Annotated in this window: 11 protein-coding genes and 1 pseudogene; 8 read left to right on the forward strand and 4 right to left on the reverse strand. The window is 31.3% G+C overall.

Annotated features, from left to right (window positions below):
- The 3 genes from AC1DTM_RS05900 to AC1DTM_RS05910 form a co-directional block, all read left to right on the forward strand.
- On the forward strand, positions 1-722 hold a 722-nt coding region (locus tag AC1DTM_RS05900), incomplete at its 5' end, for a YitT family protein (protein ID WP_477000088.1).
- Between the two features lie 294 nt (positions 723-1,016).
- Positions 1,017-1,373 carry a YxeA family protein gene (locus AC1DTM_RS05905; protein WP_016103345.1) on the forward strand — a complete coding sequence of 119 codons (357 nt, stop codon included), beginning with the start codon at positions 1,017-1,019 and terminating at the stop codon, positions 1,371-1,373.
- A 746-nt stretch (positions 1,374-2,119) separates the two neighbouring features.
- Positions 2,120-2,887 (forward strand): TatD family hydrolase, encoded by a 768-nt coding sequence (locus tag AC1DTM_RS05910; RefSeq protein ID WP_016103346.1) that lies wholly within the window; start codon positions 2,120-2,122, stop codon positions 2,885-2,887.
- Between the two features lie 37 nt (positions 2,888-2,924).
- Here the strand turns inward: AC1DTM_RS05910 and AC1DTM_RS05915 are convergent, their stop codons facing one another.
- The gene (locus tag AC1DTM_RS05915; RefSeq protein WP_016103347.1) at positions 2,925-4,574 is read right to left on the reverse strand and encodes a DUF2334 domain-containing protein; all 1,650 of its coding nucleotides are present in this window, start codon (positions 4,572-4,574) and stop codon (positions 2,925-2,927) included.
- Between the two features lie 246 nt (positions 4,575-4,820).
- Here AC1DTM_RS05915 and AC1DTM_RS05920 point away from each other — a divergent pair, with 246 nt between their 5' ends.
- Positions 4,821-5,354 carry a transglycosylase SLT domain-containing protein gene (locus AC1DTM_RS05920; protein ID WP_002159554.1) on the forward strand — a complete coding sequence of 178 codons (534 nt, stop codon included), beginning with the start codon at positions 4,821-4,823 and terminating at the stop codon, positions 5,352-5,354.
- A gap of 11 nt (positions 5,355-5,365) precedes the next feature.
- On the opposite strand, the pseudogene AC1DTM_RS05925 reads toward AC1DTM_RS05920, so the two are convergent.
- Positions 5,366-5,845, reverse strand: a pseudogene (locus tag AC1DTM_RS05925) (DUF4931 domain-containing protein); the annotation flags it as partial.
- Positions 5,846-6,184: 339 nt separating this feature from the next.
- Here AC1DTM_RS05925 and AC1DTM_RS05930 point away from each other — a divergent pair.
- The 4 genes from AC1DTM_RS05930 to AC1DTM_RS05945 all read left to right on the forward strand — a co-directional run bounded on the left by AC1DTM_RS05930 (position 6,185) and on the right by AC1DTM_RS05945 (position 12,709).
- Positions 6,185-6,685 carry a hypothetical protein gene (locus AC1DTM_RS05930; protein WP_477000089.1) on the forward strand — a complete coding sequence of 167 codons (501 nt, stop codon included), beginning with the start codon at positions 6,185-6,187 and terminating at the stop codon, positions 6,683-6,685.
- A 425-nt stretch (positions 6,686-7,110) separates the two neighbouring features.
- Complete coding sequence (locus tag AC1DTM_RS05935) at positions 7,111-8,130, forward strand: Abi family protein (protein WP_477000090.1); 1,020 nt, start codon at positions 7,111-7,113, stop codon at positions 8,128-8,130.
- Positions 8,131-8,897: 767 nt separating this feature from the next.
- Positions 8,898-11,048 (forward strand): ATP-dependent nuclease, encoded by a 2,151-nt coding sequence (locus AC1DTM_RS05940; RefSeq protein WP_477000091.1) that lies wholly within the window; start codon positions 8,898-8,900, stop codon positions 11,046-11,048.
- Entirely contained in the window at positions 11,033-12,709 is a 1,677-nt protein-coding gene (locus AC1DTM_RS05945) for a UvrD-helicase domain-containing protein (protein WP_477000092.1), read from the forward strand. Before AC1DTM_RS05940 ends, AC1DTM_RS05945 begins: the two co-directional genes overlap by 16 nt.
- 176 nt (positions 12,710-12,885) lie before the next feature.
- Here AC1DTM_RS05945 and AC1DTM_RS05950 read toward each other — a convergent pair whose 3' ends face one another.
- Entirely contained in the window at positions 12,886-13,635 is a 750-nt protein-coding gene (locus AC1DTM_RS05950; RefSeq protein ID WP_327924105.1) for a hypothetical protein, read from the reverse strand.
- Positions 13,636-13,641: 6 nt separating this feature from the next.
- The gene (locus tag AC1DTM_RS05955) at positions 13,642-15,387 is read right to left on the reverse strand and encodes a site-specific integrase (protein ID WP_477000093.1); all 1,746 of its coding nucleotides are present in this window, start codon (positions 15,385-15,387) and stop codon (positions 13,642-13,644) included.

Below are 15,387 nucleotides of genomic sequence, written 5' to 3' on the forward strand. Positions count from 1 at the left end.
GTCTAACGGTTGTTACTTATTATTTATTTGGATGGTCACCAGGAATCACGAATCTTGTTTTGAATGCAATTTTATTAGCTATTGGTTATAAATTTTTTGATAAGAAAACGATGGTTTATACAATTTTAGGGATTGTAGAAACATCTTTGTTTTTATATGTTACAGAACATATTCAGTATCAAGTAAACAGCGATACGCTATTAGCCGCTTTATTCGCGGGTGTATTTGTAGGTATCGGATTAGGGTGTATGTTCAAAGCTGGAGGTACATCAGGAGGATCAGCCATTTTAGCACAGTTAGCAAATCAATATTTAGGGTGGAGTGTTGGAAAAGGCGTACTTATTATTGATATTATTGTAATTGCTGGTTCTGTATTTATAATAGGACAAGAAAAGGCAATGTATACGCTTGTTGCTGTATTTGTCGGAGCGAAAGTGATTGATTTCATTGTAGAAGGAATGGATACAAAAACGGCTGTTACGATTATTTCAAATCAGCCAGACTTAATTCGTGAGACCATTACGAAAAACATGACACGCGGTGTTACTGTATTAGAAGGACGCGGCGGATATACTGGTAAAAATAAAGAAGTATTATATGTTGTTATTAATAAACAAGAGCTTGTTAAGTTAAAGCAAGTTATTAGTAGAGTTGATGAAGATGCCTTCGTTGTCATTCACGATGTACGTGATGTACTTGGCGGTGGTTTTAAAGCAAGCTAAAAGATGAACGAGAAAATTCGTTCATCTTTTTTTTATCCCGCATTAACGGGCAGTAGAACTCCCACCTCAAAATTCAGCTGGAGCAAAGAAGTTAGGTGGGAGATCAACTGCCCGTAAACGCCCGATTGGTTCAACTAATAATCAGTGGGGGGATGAACAAAACCCCCACTGATTAAAGTTTCACTTTATTCTTACAAAAATGTAAGGGTAATGTAATGGGATTGAATGGTAGATTAAATTCCTGCTCTTTAGAATGGATGTATAAGTATCCTGCAGAGGAGGAAGATCAGTATTATGAAGAAAAAAATGATTACTACTGTGATAGCTATGGTGACGATAGTAGTAGTATTGCTACCTACAAAACTTGGACCGGTTATCGATAAATATAATCCGCTTTATACGACGAAAGAATACTATACAATTGTGGATACGATCGGTCAGCACGTCGGTGATGAATGGTATGAATATGAATTTATTGCATTTGATGAACGTGGAAGAGAACAAAAAATAAAGAAAACTGTTAAACATATGTTAAAGAGAGACGAAGCGTTAAAGGTGTTCGCAAAAGGGCGTTACGGTGAGTCAATTGAAGAGATTGAGACTACAAATATCCCTATAAATGCGAAGAGTAAACTTTTGTCGATGAGATAGAAAAATATACCCCCACCTATTTTTTGTCGAAATCAAAAATACTAGGTGGGGGTATATTTTTGACTCGTAAAAAAAAACCCTAGTTCGTATAAACTAGGGGTTTTTTTATATAAAGGGGAAGGGGACACATTGCAGTAATAAAAATGAAAGTATAAGAAGATTGGGCTACCGGCAATGTAATTTGGTTATGTGAGTATGCTTCTTATTTGGCTTACTTTCTAACCTTATTGTATGAGATATAGGTAAGGGAAACTATCGAATTACATTACACATATCTTACAAACATGTAAGTATCCTGTAATGTAATTCGATAGTTAGAAGATAGTGAATATAATATATTATAATTAGAAAGTCTTACTGTATTACTTTCTGATTCGTAATGTTAATGAAGAACGAAAAACCAACTAACTTTGAATAGCCCTCATCTTAGCTTAAGATGAGGGTTTTTTTAAACCTTACAATATTGTAAGGTTTACGTAAGTTAATTCGATAGTAATTTTGTCATATTTTTTGCATAATAGATACAAATAGATAAAAAATAATTAGGGATATATTAAGAAGGGAGAAAACTGGGATGCGTAAAGAAGAAGTAGTGAAGTTTCCAATTAAAGATTTCTGTAGCTACTTTACTGTTGCCATAGTATGTATTGGATTATTTGATATAATAACAAATTTAATTGTTAACTAATATAGATGATAAAACAAGAAGGGAGACCCTTTCTTGTTTTTTTTATGGGGGCATAAAGATGAAATGGATTGATAGCCATATACATGTTGATCAATATGAGGATGAAGAGAAAAGTAGATTACTTACAGATGTGGAAAACAGTAAAGAGATACAAGGGCTTATTGCAGTATCTATGAATTATCAATCATGCCTAGAAACTCTATCTTTAGCAAAGCGATATCCTTTTATACATCCAGCAATAGGTTTTCATCCGGAGCAACCGACTCATAAAGAGGAATGTGAGCAAATTTATAAATTAATTGAAGATCATGTAGAGGAAATCGTTGCGATTGGTGAAGTGGGGCTCCCATATTATTTAAGGAAAGAAGATGAAAATATTGCTGTCGATCCATACATAGCGGTGTTAAAAGAGTTTGTTGAACTAGCTAGTAAATATGATTTACCGATTGTAGTACACGCAGTTTATGAAGACGCTGATATTGTATGTGATTTACTTGAAGAATATAAAGTTGTACGTGCACACTTTCACTGGTTTAAAGGAAGTGAAGCGACAATGAAACGGATGATGAGGAACGGTTATTATATTTCTATCACACCGGATGTTTTACATAAGGAGAAAATTAGAAAAATTGTTTCGTATTATCCTTTAAAATATATGATGGTAGAAACAGATGGGCCATGGGAATTTCAAGATGGTGTTATAACGCACCCTAAAATGATTAAAGATGTATTACAAGAAATTAGTGTAATAAAAAGAATGTCTGTAGAGAAAGTTGCAGAGAAAATATATGAGAATACGGTGCGATTTTATCAAGTTATTGAGTGATAGCAAAAAACACCAAGCATCTCGCTTGGTGTTTTTATTATGACTCTAATTTTTTCGCGCGTCTTAATAATAAAAGAAAGACAATTATAATGAACCCAATTATAAGGAAGAACCCATGTTGTTTTATATAATCAATTATGTCCTTCGCACTTGTTGGCTGTTCAGCATGAATGCCGTCTTTATTAGTAGTAATATGAATATCTTTCATTTTTACTTCATTCGTTTCTTTTTGTAAATCAATCCACTCTATGTTTGGAATACTTTCTAGTTCTTTTAATACTTCTTTTAATGGTTTAACGCCCAAGTAAGGATGATAAAATGCACCGATAATTCCATCGGATAATTTTTCGACAGATAAAGCACGTTCTTTCATTTTTGCTATAGCTTGTGGCTTATCTTCTTCAATAAAGCCAACAGTTTCAGGAATTAATTTCATCCCATGTAAAAATGAAGGTGTACTTATATAAGCCGGTGAGTGCATCGATTTCCAAGTTTTATCGTTTAGTTGTATTTGTCCTACATAAGTTGAAAAATATTGTGATAGTATTTCATATCCTTTTTGAGACATTGTATAGTGCGGAGCTTCAAAAGCAACTGGATACAATTTAGCTTCTACAAGCTCTGTAATCCCTTTTTCAATATGCTCTTTAATATACTTTTCTTCAAAGGCCTTTCCGTTTTTAACGTATTTATTATAGTCCTCTGTAGATTGGAAATCGTCTTTTGTTTTTGGTTTTTCATGGTTCGGTTGACGAATTGGTTGATCAGTTTTTACATCCCAAAATTCAAAACCTTCGCCAGTTTCACTATCATAAAACTGATGTGTGTAACCATGCATAACGATAGAGCCACCATTATCTTGCATAAAGCGTAAAACATCGATTAATTCAGAGTTATCCTTTAAATGTACTGTTTTTCCTGTGTCTGGATCTTTGTAAACAGGGATAACGGTAATCATATAAGGGAGCTTTTTCTCTTTTAGTAATTCAGCGATTTCTTTTAATTGCTTTACATCTACAGCTGGGTGAACGTCTTCAAGACGTAAATAAGCTGTAGTTTTATTTGTCATAGGCTCTTGTTCGAAGTAAGAAAATAGCATTTCACCGACGTAATGGGACATCCAATCAAAAAGGTTCGGAGTTGCAACATAATAGGATGTTCCTTGCTGAACGATTAACGGATGGGTTCCATCGGCACTCAAGGCGTAAGCAAGAGCTGTTCCTTTTGTTTCAACCTTCTTCATTAAGCGTTCTTCATGTAATTCATTTTTTAACTGGTGAGTCGGATATTCTATAGTGTGAGTTCGTATATCGGTTTCTTTCGAGGTAATGAAAGAAAAACGATTAGATAATTGTTCAACATTTTGTCCTAAAACTAATACTGGACCCGAGAAGTTTTCTAGAAATTGTTTTGCTTTAGTAGAAAAATCTTCTTTTTTCTCTCCAATATAAACAATATGTGTATAAGAAGATGAGTTAGTAGTTTCATTCATTTCTTTTAAACTTTTTACTGTTATATTATTTGTAAAGTGTCCTAACTGAGTATTAAGGATTTGTACATTGTTTGTAATTTTGTTGTTTTCTGTACTATACAAAATAAGTACTTTTGGCTTGGGTGATGTTTGTGCAGAGATATGTATAGGAAAGAGTAGTAAAATGCTAAAAAAGAGTAGTAGGAATTTTTTCATTTATATATGCTCCTAGTCTATATAGAATTCAATTTACAATTATATACAATAAATGAGTTGTAGTCCATGTAAGTTACATTTTTGTACGTATTTACCAACTGTTTTTTCGCAAAATCGGTCTAAAGCATGATGATAATATGTATAGTTATTTGCTATGATTGAAGGGTAAGAGAATGATAGAGTGTAGGTAATTGTAAAGGGAAGGCTGAAGGGGGACAAATTTCAGCGGAGAAAGAGGTAGAGGTAGTGAAGAAATTCTTTGTAGGATTTTTAGTTGTTCTTGGAGTGTATTTATATTTCCAAGGAAAGTCTGAAGGAATGGGTAAGCTAATGAATGAAACAAGCTATGTTGATTCAGAAGAAGTAAAACAGATGAAACAAATCATTATAGAGGAAGCAAAGAAAGTAAACCTTCCGGAATGGATACCTCTTACAATTGCCGAACATGAAAGTAGGTTAAATCCAAGAAGTGTTGGAGATAACGGAACTTCATTCGGATTGTTTCAATTACACCGCGGTGGTGGGCTTGCGCCAGATCATTTAACTGATGAAGAGCTGAAAGATCCACGTATAAATGCACAAATTGCAATGCCGCATTTAATGAAAGGTTATAAGCGCGGGGTGCAAAAAGGTTTGACTGATTTTGCATTACTGAAATATATAGCGAATACATCTGGATGGCCAGGGAATTTAGGACCAGAGTGGACGGATAACAATATGAAGTATAACATCGGATTAGAGGATGTATACTATCGAAATAAAGGTGTAATAAAAGAGTAGGTTTTCTATACCTACTCTGTTTTTTTATGAATAATTTCATCCTTTTCTCTCGTGAAATACTGCACTAGTTGTATTTTCACATCTTCTAGTTTTGTAGAAACTTGTGGTATTTTATATCCTACATACAACGGTGAAACTACAAATCTGGGAACAACTTTACAAATGATTTTCCTGTTTAAGTGATAGAAGAATAAGTTATAACTACTACACCCTTTGTGGAAATCTGTCAGTATGTAACGTACAGTTTGCTGAATATAATTTGCCATTTCATCTATAAATGCAATATCTTCAATGATGATATTAAATTCAGTAAAGCCGATAATAGGACGCTCTGAAATATTGAGTTCAATGCGTTCATTTTTTTGAACAATTACCCCTTGGAAATTTGCTTCCTCAATATTTTCAAGATAGTCTACATGTTTCATTCCGATAATTTGCATATGTGCATGATGCAAACTTCCGCCTGAAAATGGACCATGATTTTTTTGTATACTGTATTTATGGTGGATATAATTTATAATTCCTTGTTTTCAAAGTGTTGTACGAATTATATCCATTAAATACTGGATAAAAATATTATCAATTAAAAAATCTATTGTAGTTACACAAGAGTGTAATGGAAATTGAATTCTTTAATAAGCAGAGAAAGTTCCCAGTTAAAGATAAAGTTATACCCTAATAGAATAGAATTTTGAATTTTTATTTCAATAGATGTATTCCAATATATAACACTATTAATTTTTTTCTTTATAGTGATATTATATCGTTTTGATGTGATTTTACATTAATTTATATCAACTTGAGGTGTATATTTTATGGAGTATAAAATAATGAATCGGAAAGCAGTTTATTCCAAAGATCTGTTGTGGTGTTTGGACATCTATCAAAAGTGCTCTGTCGAGGAACAATTAATAAAAGATCAATTTGAAGAAATGTTAGGTGTTGAAATCATTGAATTAAATAGAGCCTTTGAGGAGGCATATGAAAGTTTGCTATTTGCAGCGGTGTGTGAGTTAGGAGGTCATAAAGGGCACTATGATACCTTGCACCAAACTTATTCAGTATATCAGTATGCATATGAGGAAATGGAATTAGCTACTTTTATAATTTATATTAAGGATATTATTGAAGATAATGAGGAGAGTGGTAAAGAAAAAGATACTATTACAGTGTATCAAGCCGCTTCTATAACCAGAGAAGGGATTATGAATATGAACGAGTTTATGACAACTTTTTTAACTAGAATAACAGGAAGTGAGTATCGAATTTCGTTTAATCGCTTTGCTTTTATTTTAGATATGATTGAAACTTTTTTAAAAAGAGTGAATTAAAAGAAGAGCTGAAGCAAGTGCTAAATTAAGAATTAGCACAGGGAATAAAGTAAAAATCAAAACAAAAGGTTACTGAAGAAAATGGGAATAAAATCTATATATAGGTATAAATAAAACAAAAGATTTATTTATACCTTTTTATTCTCCTTACACATTCCCTTGCATTGGTTTTCTTTTAAGGATTAAATATATAAGAATAAATGATATTAACAAAAATCACGTAATTTGGTATGTATCCTTAATTCAGATAAATAATATTATTAGAATCTTTATCGAGTTACATATTCCCAAGTATTGTTTTATATATAATAAAAGTTATTTTTGAAATTTGTTTAGTAGGGACAAGGGTAGATTATGTAGCTATCTTGGAAAAAATAATATAAAATTTTATATAAATAGATAAAAAAGAATATGGGGAGATTTATTTGGGCAACCGGGCACATACCACGAAAACATTTAGATCGATAGATGAACAAATTACATTATTAAAACAAAGAAAACTAATTATTAGAGATGAAGAAAAAGCTAAAAAGCATTTATTGGAAAAAAATTATTTTGATCTAATAAATGGATTTGAGACATTGTTATTAACCGATTCTAAAGCAATTAATAAAGAGTACGATGGTCCTTACTTTGAAGACTTCCTATTATTATATGATTTTGATAAACAAATGAACCTAGAGATTCTGAAGCTTTTAGATCGATTTGAGATTCGTTTAAAAGCCTCTATGGCACATAGATTTTGTGAAAAACATTTTTTAACTGCTGCTGATTCGGCTTGTTATATTGATGTTAGTAAATATACAGATCCACGTTCAAATCATTTAAGTTTACCTAGGGATGTAGTTTATAATATTTCAAAGCATAAAATATTTAGCACAAGCTGTTATTTTAATGGTAAGACTTATAGTAATTATATTGAATTTTGTAAAGCGAAATATTCTTATATGTCTACTTATGATGATCCACCGTTCTGGGTAACTATCAAGGTTCTTGAATTTGGTCCTCTTTTTAAATTGTTATTGGGATTTGAAAAAGATGTTTTTGAAAAGGTTATTGAAGATTTTGGAATGAAGTACAGAGATAAACAAAAGTTTCTTAATTCAATACGAATTTTTATCGAATTAAGAAATACTTGTGCACATTTTCAACTAGTCAATAGATTTCGTACAGCTAATAATGTAAGGATTGATGGAGGGTTAATAAGGGATTTAAAGTTAAGGACAAAAAATAATGCATTAGGAATTCCGACTTACTATGAAATAAAATTATATGACACATTATTGGTTCTTTCTCAGTTTGAAAATTTAAAAGGAATAAGGAGTTTAATTAAACATTTTTATTTCAACCGTTGCAATTCAAAACGTGAAAAACAATTAATGAAAAAAACATTTGAAAGAATGGGACGAAAAAAACTTTCAGATTGGACAAAAATAGGGATTTAATATTGTTTTCTTTACTAATTTTAGAATATATGTTATTCTTTATGCATAAAATATATCGAGCGTGACGGCGAGTTATCCGAGATAAAGGTTAACTGTATAGTCAAGGAAAAGAGATGCTTTATTAAGCATCTCTTTTTCTTATTTATTTTGTAAGTCAGTCTCTAAATAAGAATAGGGATTAAATAAAATTTTGTGCTTTATTAGTATTAAAATATGTGTTATTATTTATACATAAAATATATCGGGCGTGACGGCGAGTTATCCAAGATAAAGGTTAACTGTATAGTCAAAAAAAAGGGGTGCTGTAAAGCACCTCTTTTTTTGTTTATTCTATAATAAAGTCTAAACATCAACCATTCAAATTAAAAGATGGCTTTTAATGACTGACTATTATTGGATTTATACTCTTAAACGTTCAATTAATGTATCTGAAAATCCAATATAAAGTTTAATATCACCGTTTTTGTATGAGTAGGATAGAGAAAGGGTATAATGAACATAACTATTACCTCATTAGGTACATTTTTAAAAATTTTAAAGAGAGATTTCTTAAATAATTTTAATAATAGTTCTCTAACAAGAAATTCTCAAGTTCTGCTAGTCATTTAAGTTTCTTTTAAGCGAATGAATATATTAAAAATGCGATATCAAGGAGTAAAAACTTATATTAGTTTTTACTCCTCTTTTATTTGGAAATAAATTGTATGGTAAAATTTGAATTAATAAGAAAAGTTGTAAGTCTAAACTGTTAAATAAGGAGTGCTGTTATGTATATATCAGAACTACAAGTTACTAATTTTAGAGGATTTACTAGTGAGGCCACTACTATTGAATTTAAAGAAGGAAYTAATGTGATTATTGGTCAAAATAATGCAGGAAAGACTACAATAATCAAAGCTTTAGAAATCTTATTTGATAATAAATCTACAAAGAAGTTAAGTATTAATGATTTTAATCGCAATATAGAAATGGAAGAGCTAAAATCTAATCCCCCAAAGATTTGTATATCTGCGAAATTACTAGAATCAGATAATGAAGAACCCTATTCAGATGAATTAGTTACTGTTGCAAACTGGCTAACTAATATAGGAACTCCTTTTGAAGCTACTATTACGTTTGAATTCTTCTTGCCTGAAAATGATGTAGACGCATATAAAAGGTTAATGGGTAGTATGAAAAGTACAGATAAAAATGATTATTGGAAAGTTATCGAACAGCATTTTTTAAAGAAATATGTTAGTAGGGTATATGTTGGAAATCCCAATTTAAAAAATCAGGTAAACTCTTCGGAACTCTCTCGATTTGATTTCCAATTTTTAAGTGCAATAAGAGATGTTGAAAGAGATCTATTCAAGGGTAACAATGCCCTTTTAAAAGAAGTAATTGATTTTTATATGGACTATGACATTAAAAATAACAAAAACTTAGATGTAAATGAAAAGTTAGAGGAAATCCAATGTAAAAAAGACCGTTTCGCACAAGATTCAAAACAATTATTAAAATCCTTAAAAGATAGAATGAGTCAAGGTGAAGAGCAAATTTTGAAGTATGTAAAAAGTACAGGTGCAGGTGTTGACAATTCGAAGCCAATTTTTGATGGCGAAATTCTTGATACTGAATTATATTCGGCTTTAAGGTTAGTTGTAGAAAAGGAAACTGGGATAAAATTACCAGCAACAAGTAATGGTCTAGGTTATAACAATCTAATTTATATATCTTTACTACTTTCAAAAATGCAAAAAGACTCATCAGGGGAGTATCTAGGGTCTAATTCTAAAGTATTCTCAATTCTGGCAATCGAAGAACCAGAGGCGCATTTGCATCCAAGTATGCAGTATAAGTTTCTACAATTTTTAAAGAGAAATAAAGAATCTGAAGTTAGACAGGTATTTGTTACTTCCCATTCTCCCAATATAACTGCTGCTGTAGATCTTGAGGATATAATAGTTCTTCAAAAAATGCATATTGAGAGTAATACTGGAGAGTCTCAAGAAATTATCAGAGCTGCATATCCCGATAAGGTGTTTGAAGTTAGTGAGGGTACGGAACAATCTAAAGAGGATAAGAAGTCTAAGGATTATGTAAAGAGGTTTTTAGATGTAACTAAAGCAGACCTATTTTTTGCCCAAAATATCATATTAGTTGAAGGAATAGCTGAACAACTAGTAGTACCGGAATTTGCTAGAAAATTAGATTTGCATTTAGAAGATAGTCATACCACCGTTATAAATATTGGGGGTAGATATTTTAATCATTTTCTAAAATTATTCGATACCTGTAAATCCCCGTATGCAATTAATAAAAAAATAGCTTGTATTACAGATCTAGATCCAGTAAGAAAGAAAAAAACTGTAGGATCAATAGATAGCATACAAGATGAGATAGAAGATGCAGCAGAAGATGATTCAAGTAGCTGGGAAAAATGCCATCCTATATTTTTAGGAAGTGATACTGATCTATTCGAATACAAGAATAGCTCAAATAAACTTATCACTCATAGGGCGGAATATTCATCTAACATAAAGATATTTACACAACCGATTGGTTTGAGCTCAACTTTTGAATATGAACTAGTTAGAAAAAATCCAACTAATACTACTCTTGTAACAAGTTCAATGTCTAATCAAAAAGAGTTAATAGATTTATTCCAGATGATTAATCAAGATAAAGCATTAGAAGAAATGATAAGAAGAATTAGAACGTCTAAATTTACAACCGAACTACTGGCGTTGTTACAATCAGGAGCTTTAGAGGACCATAAAGATAAAAAAGTAGCTCTTCTTGCGAGTAGATATCTTTTATCTGTAAAAAAGGGAGAAGCTGCACAAGAAATAGCCTATTTAATTAGTAAAGATGAAGAGGGTTTAATTAATCCCCCAGATTATATAAGTGAGGCGATAAAATGGATATCTCTGTAGCGAATGAATTGGAATCTAGTTTAAGTGAAATACCTATTGATGGGCACTTTAAACTTTATGCTGGTCCAGGGGCAGGCAAAACCACTTTTTTGACTAATCACATAAAACATATTCTTAAAAGTTCTAAAAAACTAAAGAAAACTCGAAAAATAGCCTGTATTACATATACAAATACAGCTGTAAATACTCTTACCAAAAGGTTAGAGGGGTGTACAGATTCTACAGAGATTTGTACAATACATAGTTTTTGTTATAAATATATTGTTAGGCCATATATGTGGCTTTTGGATAATAATCCAATTCCGTTAGATAAAATAGATGGTCACGAAGAAGTTAAGCTAAGAAGGAGCCAAATAAGGGAATTTAAGACCAAAAGTCGGCAATTACATTTTAATGACGACAAAGCTCTAATGAAAGCGTTGGGAAGTTTAAAATGGATGTTGAAAGATGGAGAACCTGTCCTTAAATTTTTAAAATATAAGGATGGAAAAGTTGAAAATTATTCTGTTAAGAGCAGCTCATATATTCTTTATAAACAATTATATTGGCCGGAGGGTAAGTTGAGTCACGATGATGTCCTCTATTTTGCCTATCGAATTGTGAAAGAGAAACCTGAGGTATTAGACATCATAAGGGCCAAGTTTCCGTATATTTTAATTGATGAATTTCAAGATACTAGCCCTATACAAACAGAAATTCTAAAAATGATAGGTGAGAAGGAAACTTTTGTAGGTGTTATTGGTGATATATGTCAGTCTATATATTCTTTCCAAGGTGCTGATGTTGATTTATTTAGAGAATTTTCTTTAGAAGGTATGAAGATATACATTTTGTCCGGGAATCGAAGGTCGACAAATCAAATTATTAATGTATTAAACCATATGCGTGAAAAAGTAGATTTTAGGCAGTATTCACCTGATAATTTAGAAGGATCAGCACCTATGATTTTAATCGGGGAAAAGTCTGAAGCAGATTCTTATATAAAAAGTAATTTTGGACAAATTATGTTTTTATCGTATAAAAATATTGATCAAGCTGATGCTAATATTTTAGCAGAAGATTCAAATGGAGATAGAAGTTGGAGGATATACTATTTAGTTCAATCCTTGGAATTAGCTAGAAATCTTGATATAAAGCAAGCATTAAAATATATGAAACAAGCCTATAGGAAAACAGCAGTGTTTACTGAAAAAGAAGCATTAGAAAATTTAAGAAGACTTATAGGTAGTTATGACGACTTTGCAAATGAAAATATTACCTATCTACATAATAACTATATTATTGGTCATAATGAAGTATCAGGTAAAATTACTAAAGATAAAGTAAAAGCGTTATATGATGGATTAACTTATAAACAGCTTGTTTTACAAATAAAAAGTATAGAAAATGTATCAATAGATTTTAAAACTATTCATCAATCTAAAGGAGAGGAATATGATACAGTTTGTATAGTTCTCCCTTCTAAGGAAGATGGTAAAGAAATTGACTTTCTCGTAAATCCTGATATGAATAAGGAATCTCATAGGGTTTACTATGTTGCGTTGAGTAGAGCACAAAATAGGTTAATAATAAAAATAGAGTCTATTAGTGAGGAAAATAGGGTAAAGCTTGAGGAATTAGGATTTGAAATAGTACAATTAAGGGAAAAAGTGTATTCCTGACATAATTATATAGTCGGGTAGGGGAGAGTAGTGAAGATTCTAGTTGTTCCTTTTTTATTTCCTACCCAATTAAAGGTGACGAAATGAACTACACTCCAATTGTTAGTTTTGTGTTTAACAATTAGGGTGTAGTCTTGTTATGGGTAACCTAGCAAAAAAGTTTACAAAAAAAATCTTTAAAAATCTATATCGTCAAAAGCAGACTTTTCATCTTTTTGCTCATATGAAACGACATTGTTTTTAGTTTTAACCTTGATGTTTTTCTGATTGCGAAGACTTTCAAATCTATCAAATCCTCCCATTGGGTTTTCGGAAAATATAGTTTCAAAAAAATGCTCGACAACCTTTGTCCTTGATTTTCCAGAGGTTAACAGATTGGTTAGAGGTACTTTGTCATCCACGCTTGCTTCTAACCACATAAACATTAGCTGTTCATATTGATTTACCTGGTTTCTTAGTTGTTTTATTGTTTCTTTATTTCGTTCTAATTCATCTTCATATTTATTTAATTTAGACTTGACCCTACTATTTTCAGTAATATACTTTCTTAGTTTATTTTCATTCATTTTTAATAAACCAATAAGTTTTGTCTTGTGGGATTCCTTACCTTTAAAATGCTTTTCAATTGCATCTCGTGTGTCTATTATACGCTCTTCATCTTCGGCAAAATGACCACTAGGTACCTTATGTTCGAGTATTTCATTTGTTTTATCAATGAGGTTTCTTCCGAGACCTTTCCTCCAAAAATACTCGGTTAATTCAGAATCGATTTCGTTATTTTCAAAGAGCTCATTAGAATAATGAAAAATTTCCATATAACTTAGTAATCCTGTGATTTGTTTCTCGTCCATATATCGAATTATTACTTGTTTTGCGGCTTCTAAGGAGAAATCCTTCCTAGGCCTTCCTCTTGTTTTTTTAGACATATATAATTACCTTCCTTGATTTTTTAATATTGAACAAACCTGAATGCTTTGGTGTAATTTAGTATCTAATTGTCGTGAGGTTAATAACATATCCCTATTAAAGTGCCAATTTTCTTCTCTAAAGTCCTCTTCATCAAAGGCCTTGCTTAATGCTAAATTATGAAGATTTTTTAATGTATCTAAAAGTATGATAATATCATTGTTTATGTTTTGTAGTTTTTGTTCTATTATTAGGGACTTCAATTTAAACTCTTCGGGAGTAATTCTCCAGCTAGGGCATATCACGCAGTCTTCAACAGGACAAGCCTGATAGGAATCCGTACAATATCCTAAATCTAAATCAATCTCTGTTTGTGTTGTTGGTGCTGCGAATATATGCTTTCGTTTGAATTCATTATCAATATAAAGATTCGCTGTGAGTGGAGATCCTATACGTGGCAGGAATTTTTCCTTAAGTGAAAATCTAAGCATTAGTTGTAAAGTTTCCACGTCTATCCAATATTTATCGTGTTGATAATAATGATACTGAGAATGAATATTAATATGGCCCCCAAGTCTTGCTATCTCAACAGGGTGATACCCTTGTCTTCGTAAATTTAAAAATGCAAAATGCCGTGTATCGCCAGGTTGTATTTTTTGTAATACCGAATCATTTGATGATGATACATTGAAATCTGACTCTTCCTTTTCAGATTTTATAGTTCTCTTATCGACAATCTGATAACCGTATTCTTCTTGGACAATTTTGAGGTAAAACAATTTAATCAAATCGTTTAAAATAGATCTAGTGAATCTATTAGTGTTATATTTAAGGTTTTCGTTAGGGCTTTGAATGGCCTTGTAATGTATAAATGTATCAGTATCACCAAACCCGTCTGTATCCTTTTTATATCTGTTTAATAAGCAATATAAGCGTTCAGGGATATGAATTTTATCGACTATTTGTACCCGTTTTCTTGATTTTTTTTGTTTGATTCTAGGTAGCCTAATATAATGTTTTCCATTTTCCTCATATAAACATTCTCTACTAATATGACAAAATTCAGACGGGCGAATTGGTATAAGGTTAGTTAAATGCCACCACATATAAACTGGGAAGTATTTGAAATAATCTAGGTCGCCAATTTGKATTTTTGACCAAAAGTCTTCAAGTATCCAAGCAAAAATTACTACATCTTTTGCAGGAGGAAGCGTTCGGATGTTTCCTAGGTCACTTTTATTAATTGAGTCGGATATATCCAGTAACATTTGGCGGTAAGTACCAGTTTTATCAATTTGCTCATAATAATCAATGAAATTCAATAATGTATAAGTAAGTGTATATTTTTCAACTTCATTACAGGAATGAGTTAAATAATTTCTAACATCATTGATTAAATCAGGATTAAAACAGTGAGATAACTGAATAAACCCTAAAATAGAGTTATAATAAACTCTTAAATTGCTGGAAGAGTGTTCTTTTAGATTTGATGCAATCCAACATTTCACTACAACCACCAAGTCTGTTTTCCATTTTTTGTTTGTATGAAAACGGATGGCCTCATATAATTTATTAAAATCCAAATATACTTTTGTTGAAGTCAAATGGAATTCAAATTCCCAAATGTTCGACTCAAAAGAGCAATTTGCTAAAGGGAATTGGTTTTCATATTCCAAGTTTTGTTTTGCTTCTTCAATACTGTATTTTAAATCGAAGTTATCATCATTTATATCACTAATCAGTGATTTTATCGCTAATTTTTCTGTGGACAT

It is taken from the genome of Bacillus sp. P4_D3, assembly GCF_056401855.1.

What these genes read in the sequence shown, in the direction of transcription:
- AC1DTM_RS05905 (WP_016103345.1), top strand. Translation starts at nt 1,017, where the DNA reads ATGAAGAAAAAAATGATTACTACTGTGATAGCTATGGTGACGATAGTA.
- AC1DTM_RS05910 (WP_016103346.1), top strand. Translation starts at nt 2,120, where the DNA reads ATGAAATGGATTGATAGCCATATACATGTTGATCAATATGAGGATGAA.
- AC1DTM_RS05915 (WP_016103347.1), bottom strand. Translation starts at nt 4,574, where the DNA reads ATGAAAAAATTCCTACTACTCTTTTTTAGCATTTTACTACTCTTTCCT.
- AC1DTM_RS05930 (WP_477000089.1), top strand. Translation starts at nt 6,185, where the DNA reads ATGAATCGGAAAGCAGTTTATTCCAAAGATCTGTTGTGGTGTTTGGAC.
- AC1DTM_RS05945 (WP_477000092.1), top strand. Translation starts at nt 11,033, where the DNA reads ATGGATATCTCTGTAGCGAATGAATTGGAATCTAGTTTAAGTGAAATA.
- AC1DTM_RS05950 (WP_327924105.1), bottom strand. Translation starts at nt 13,635, where the DNA reads ATGTCTAAAAAAACAAGAGGAAGGCCTAGGAAGGATTTCTCCTTAGAA.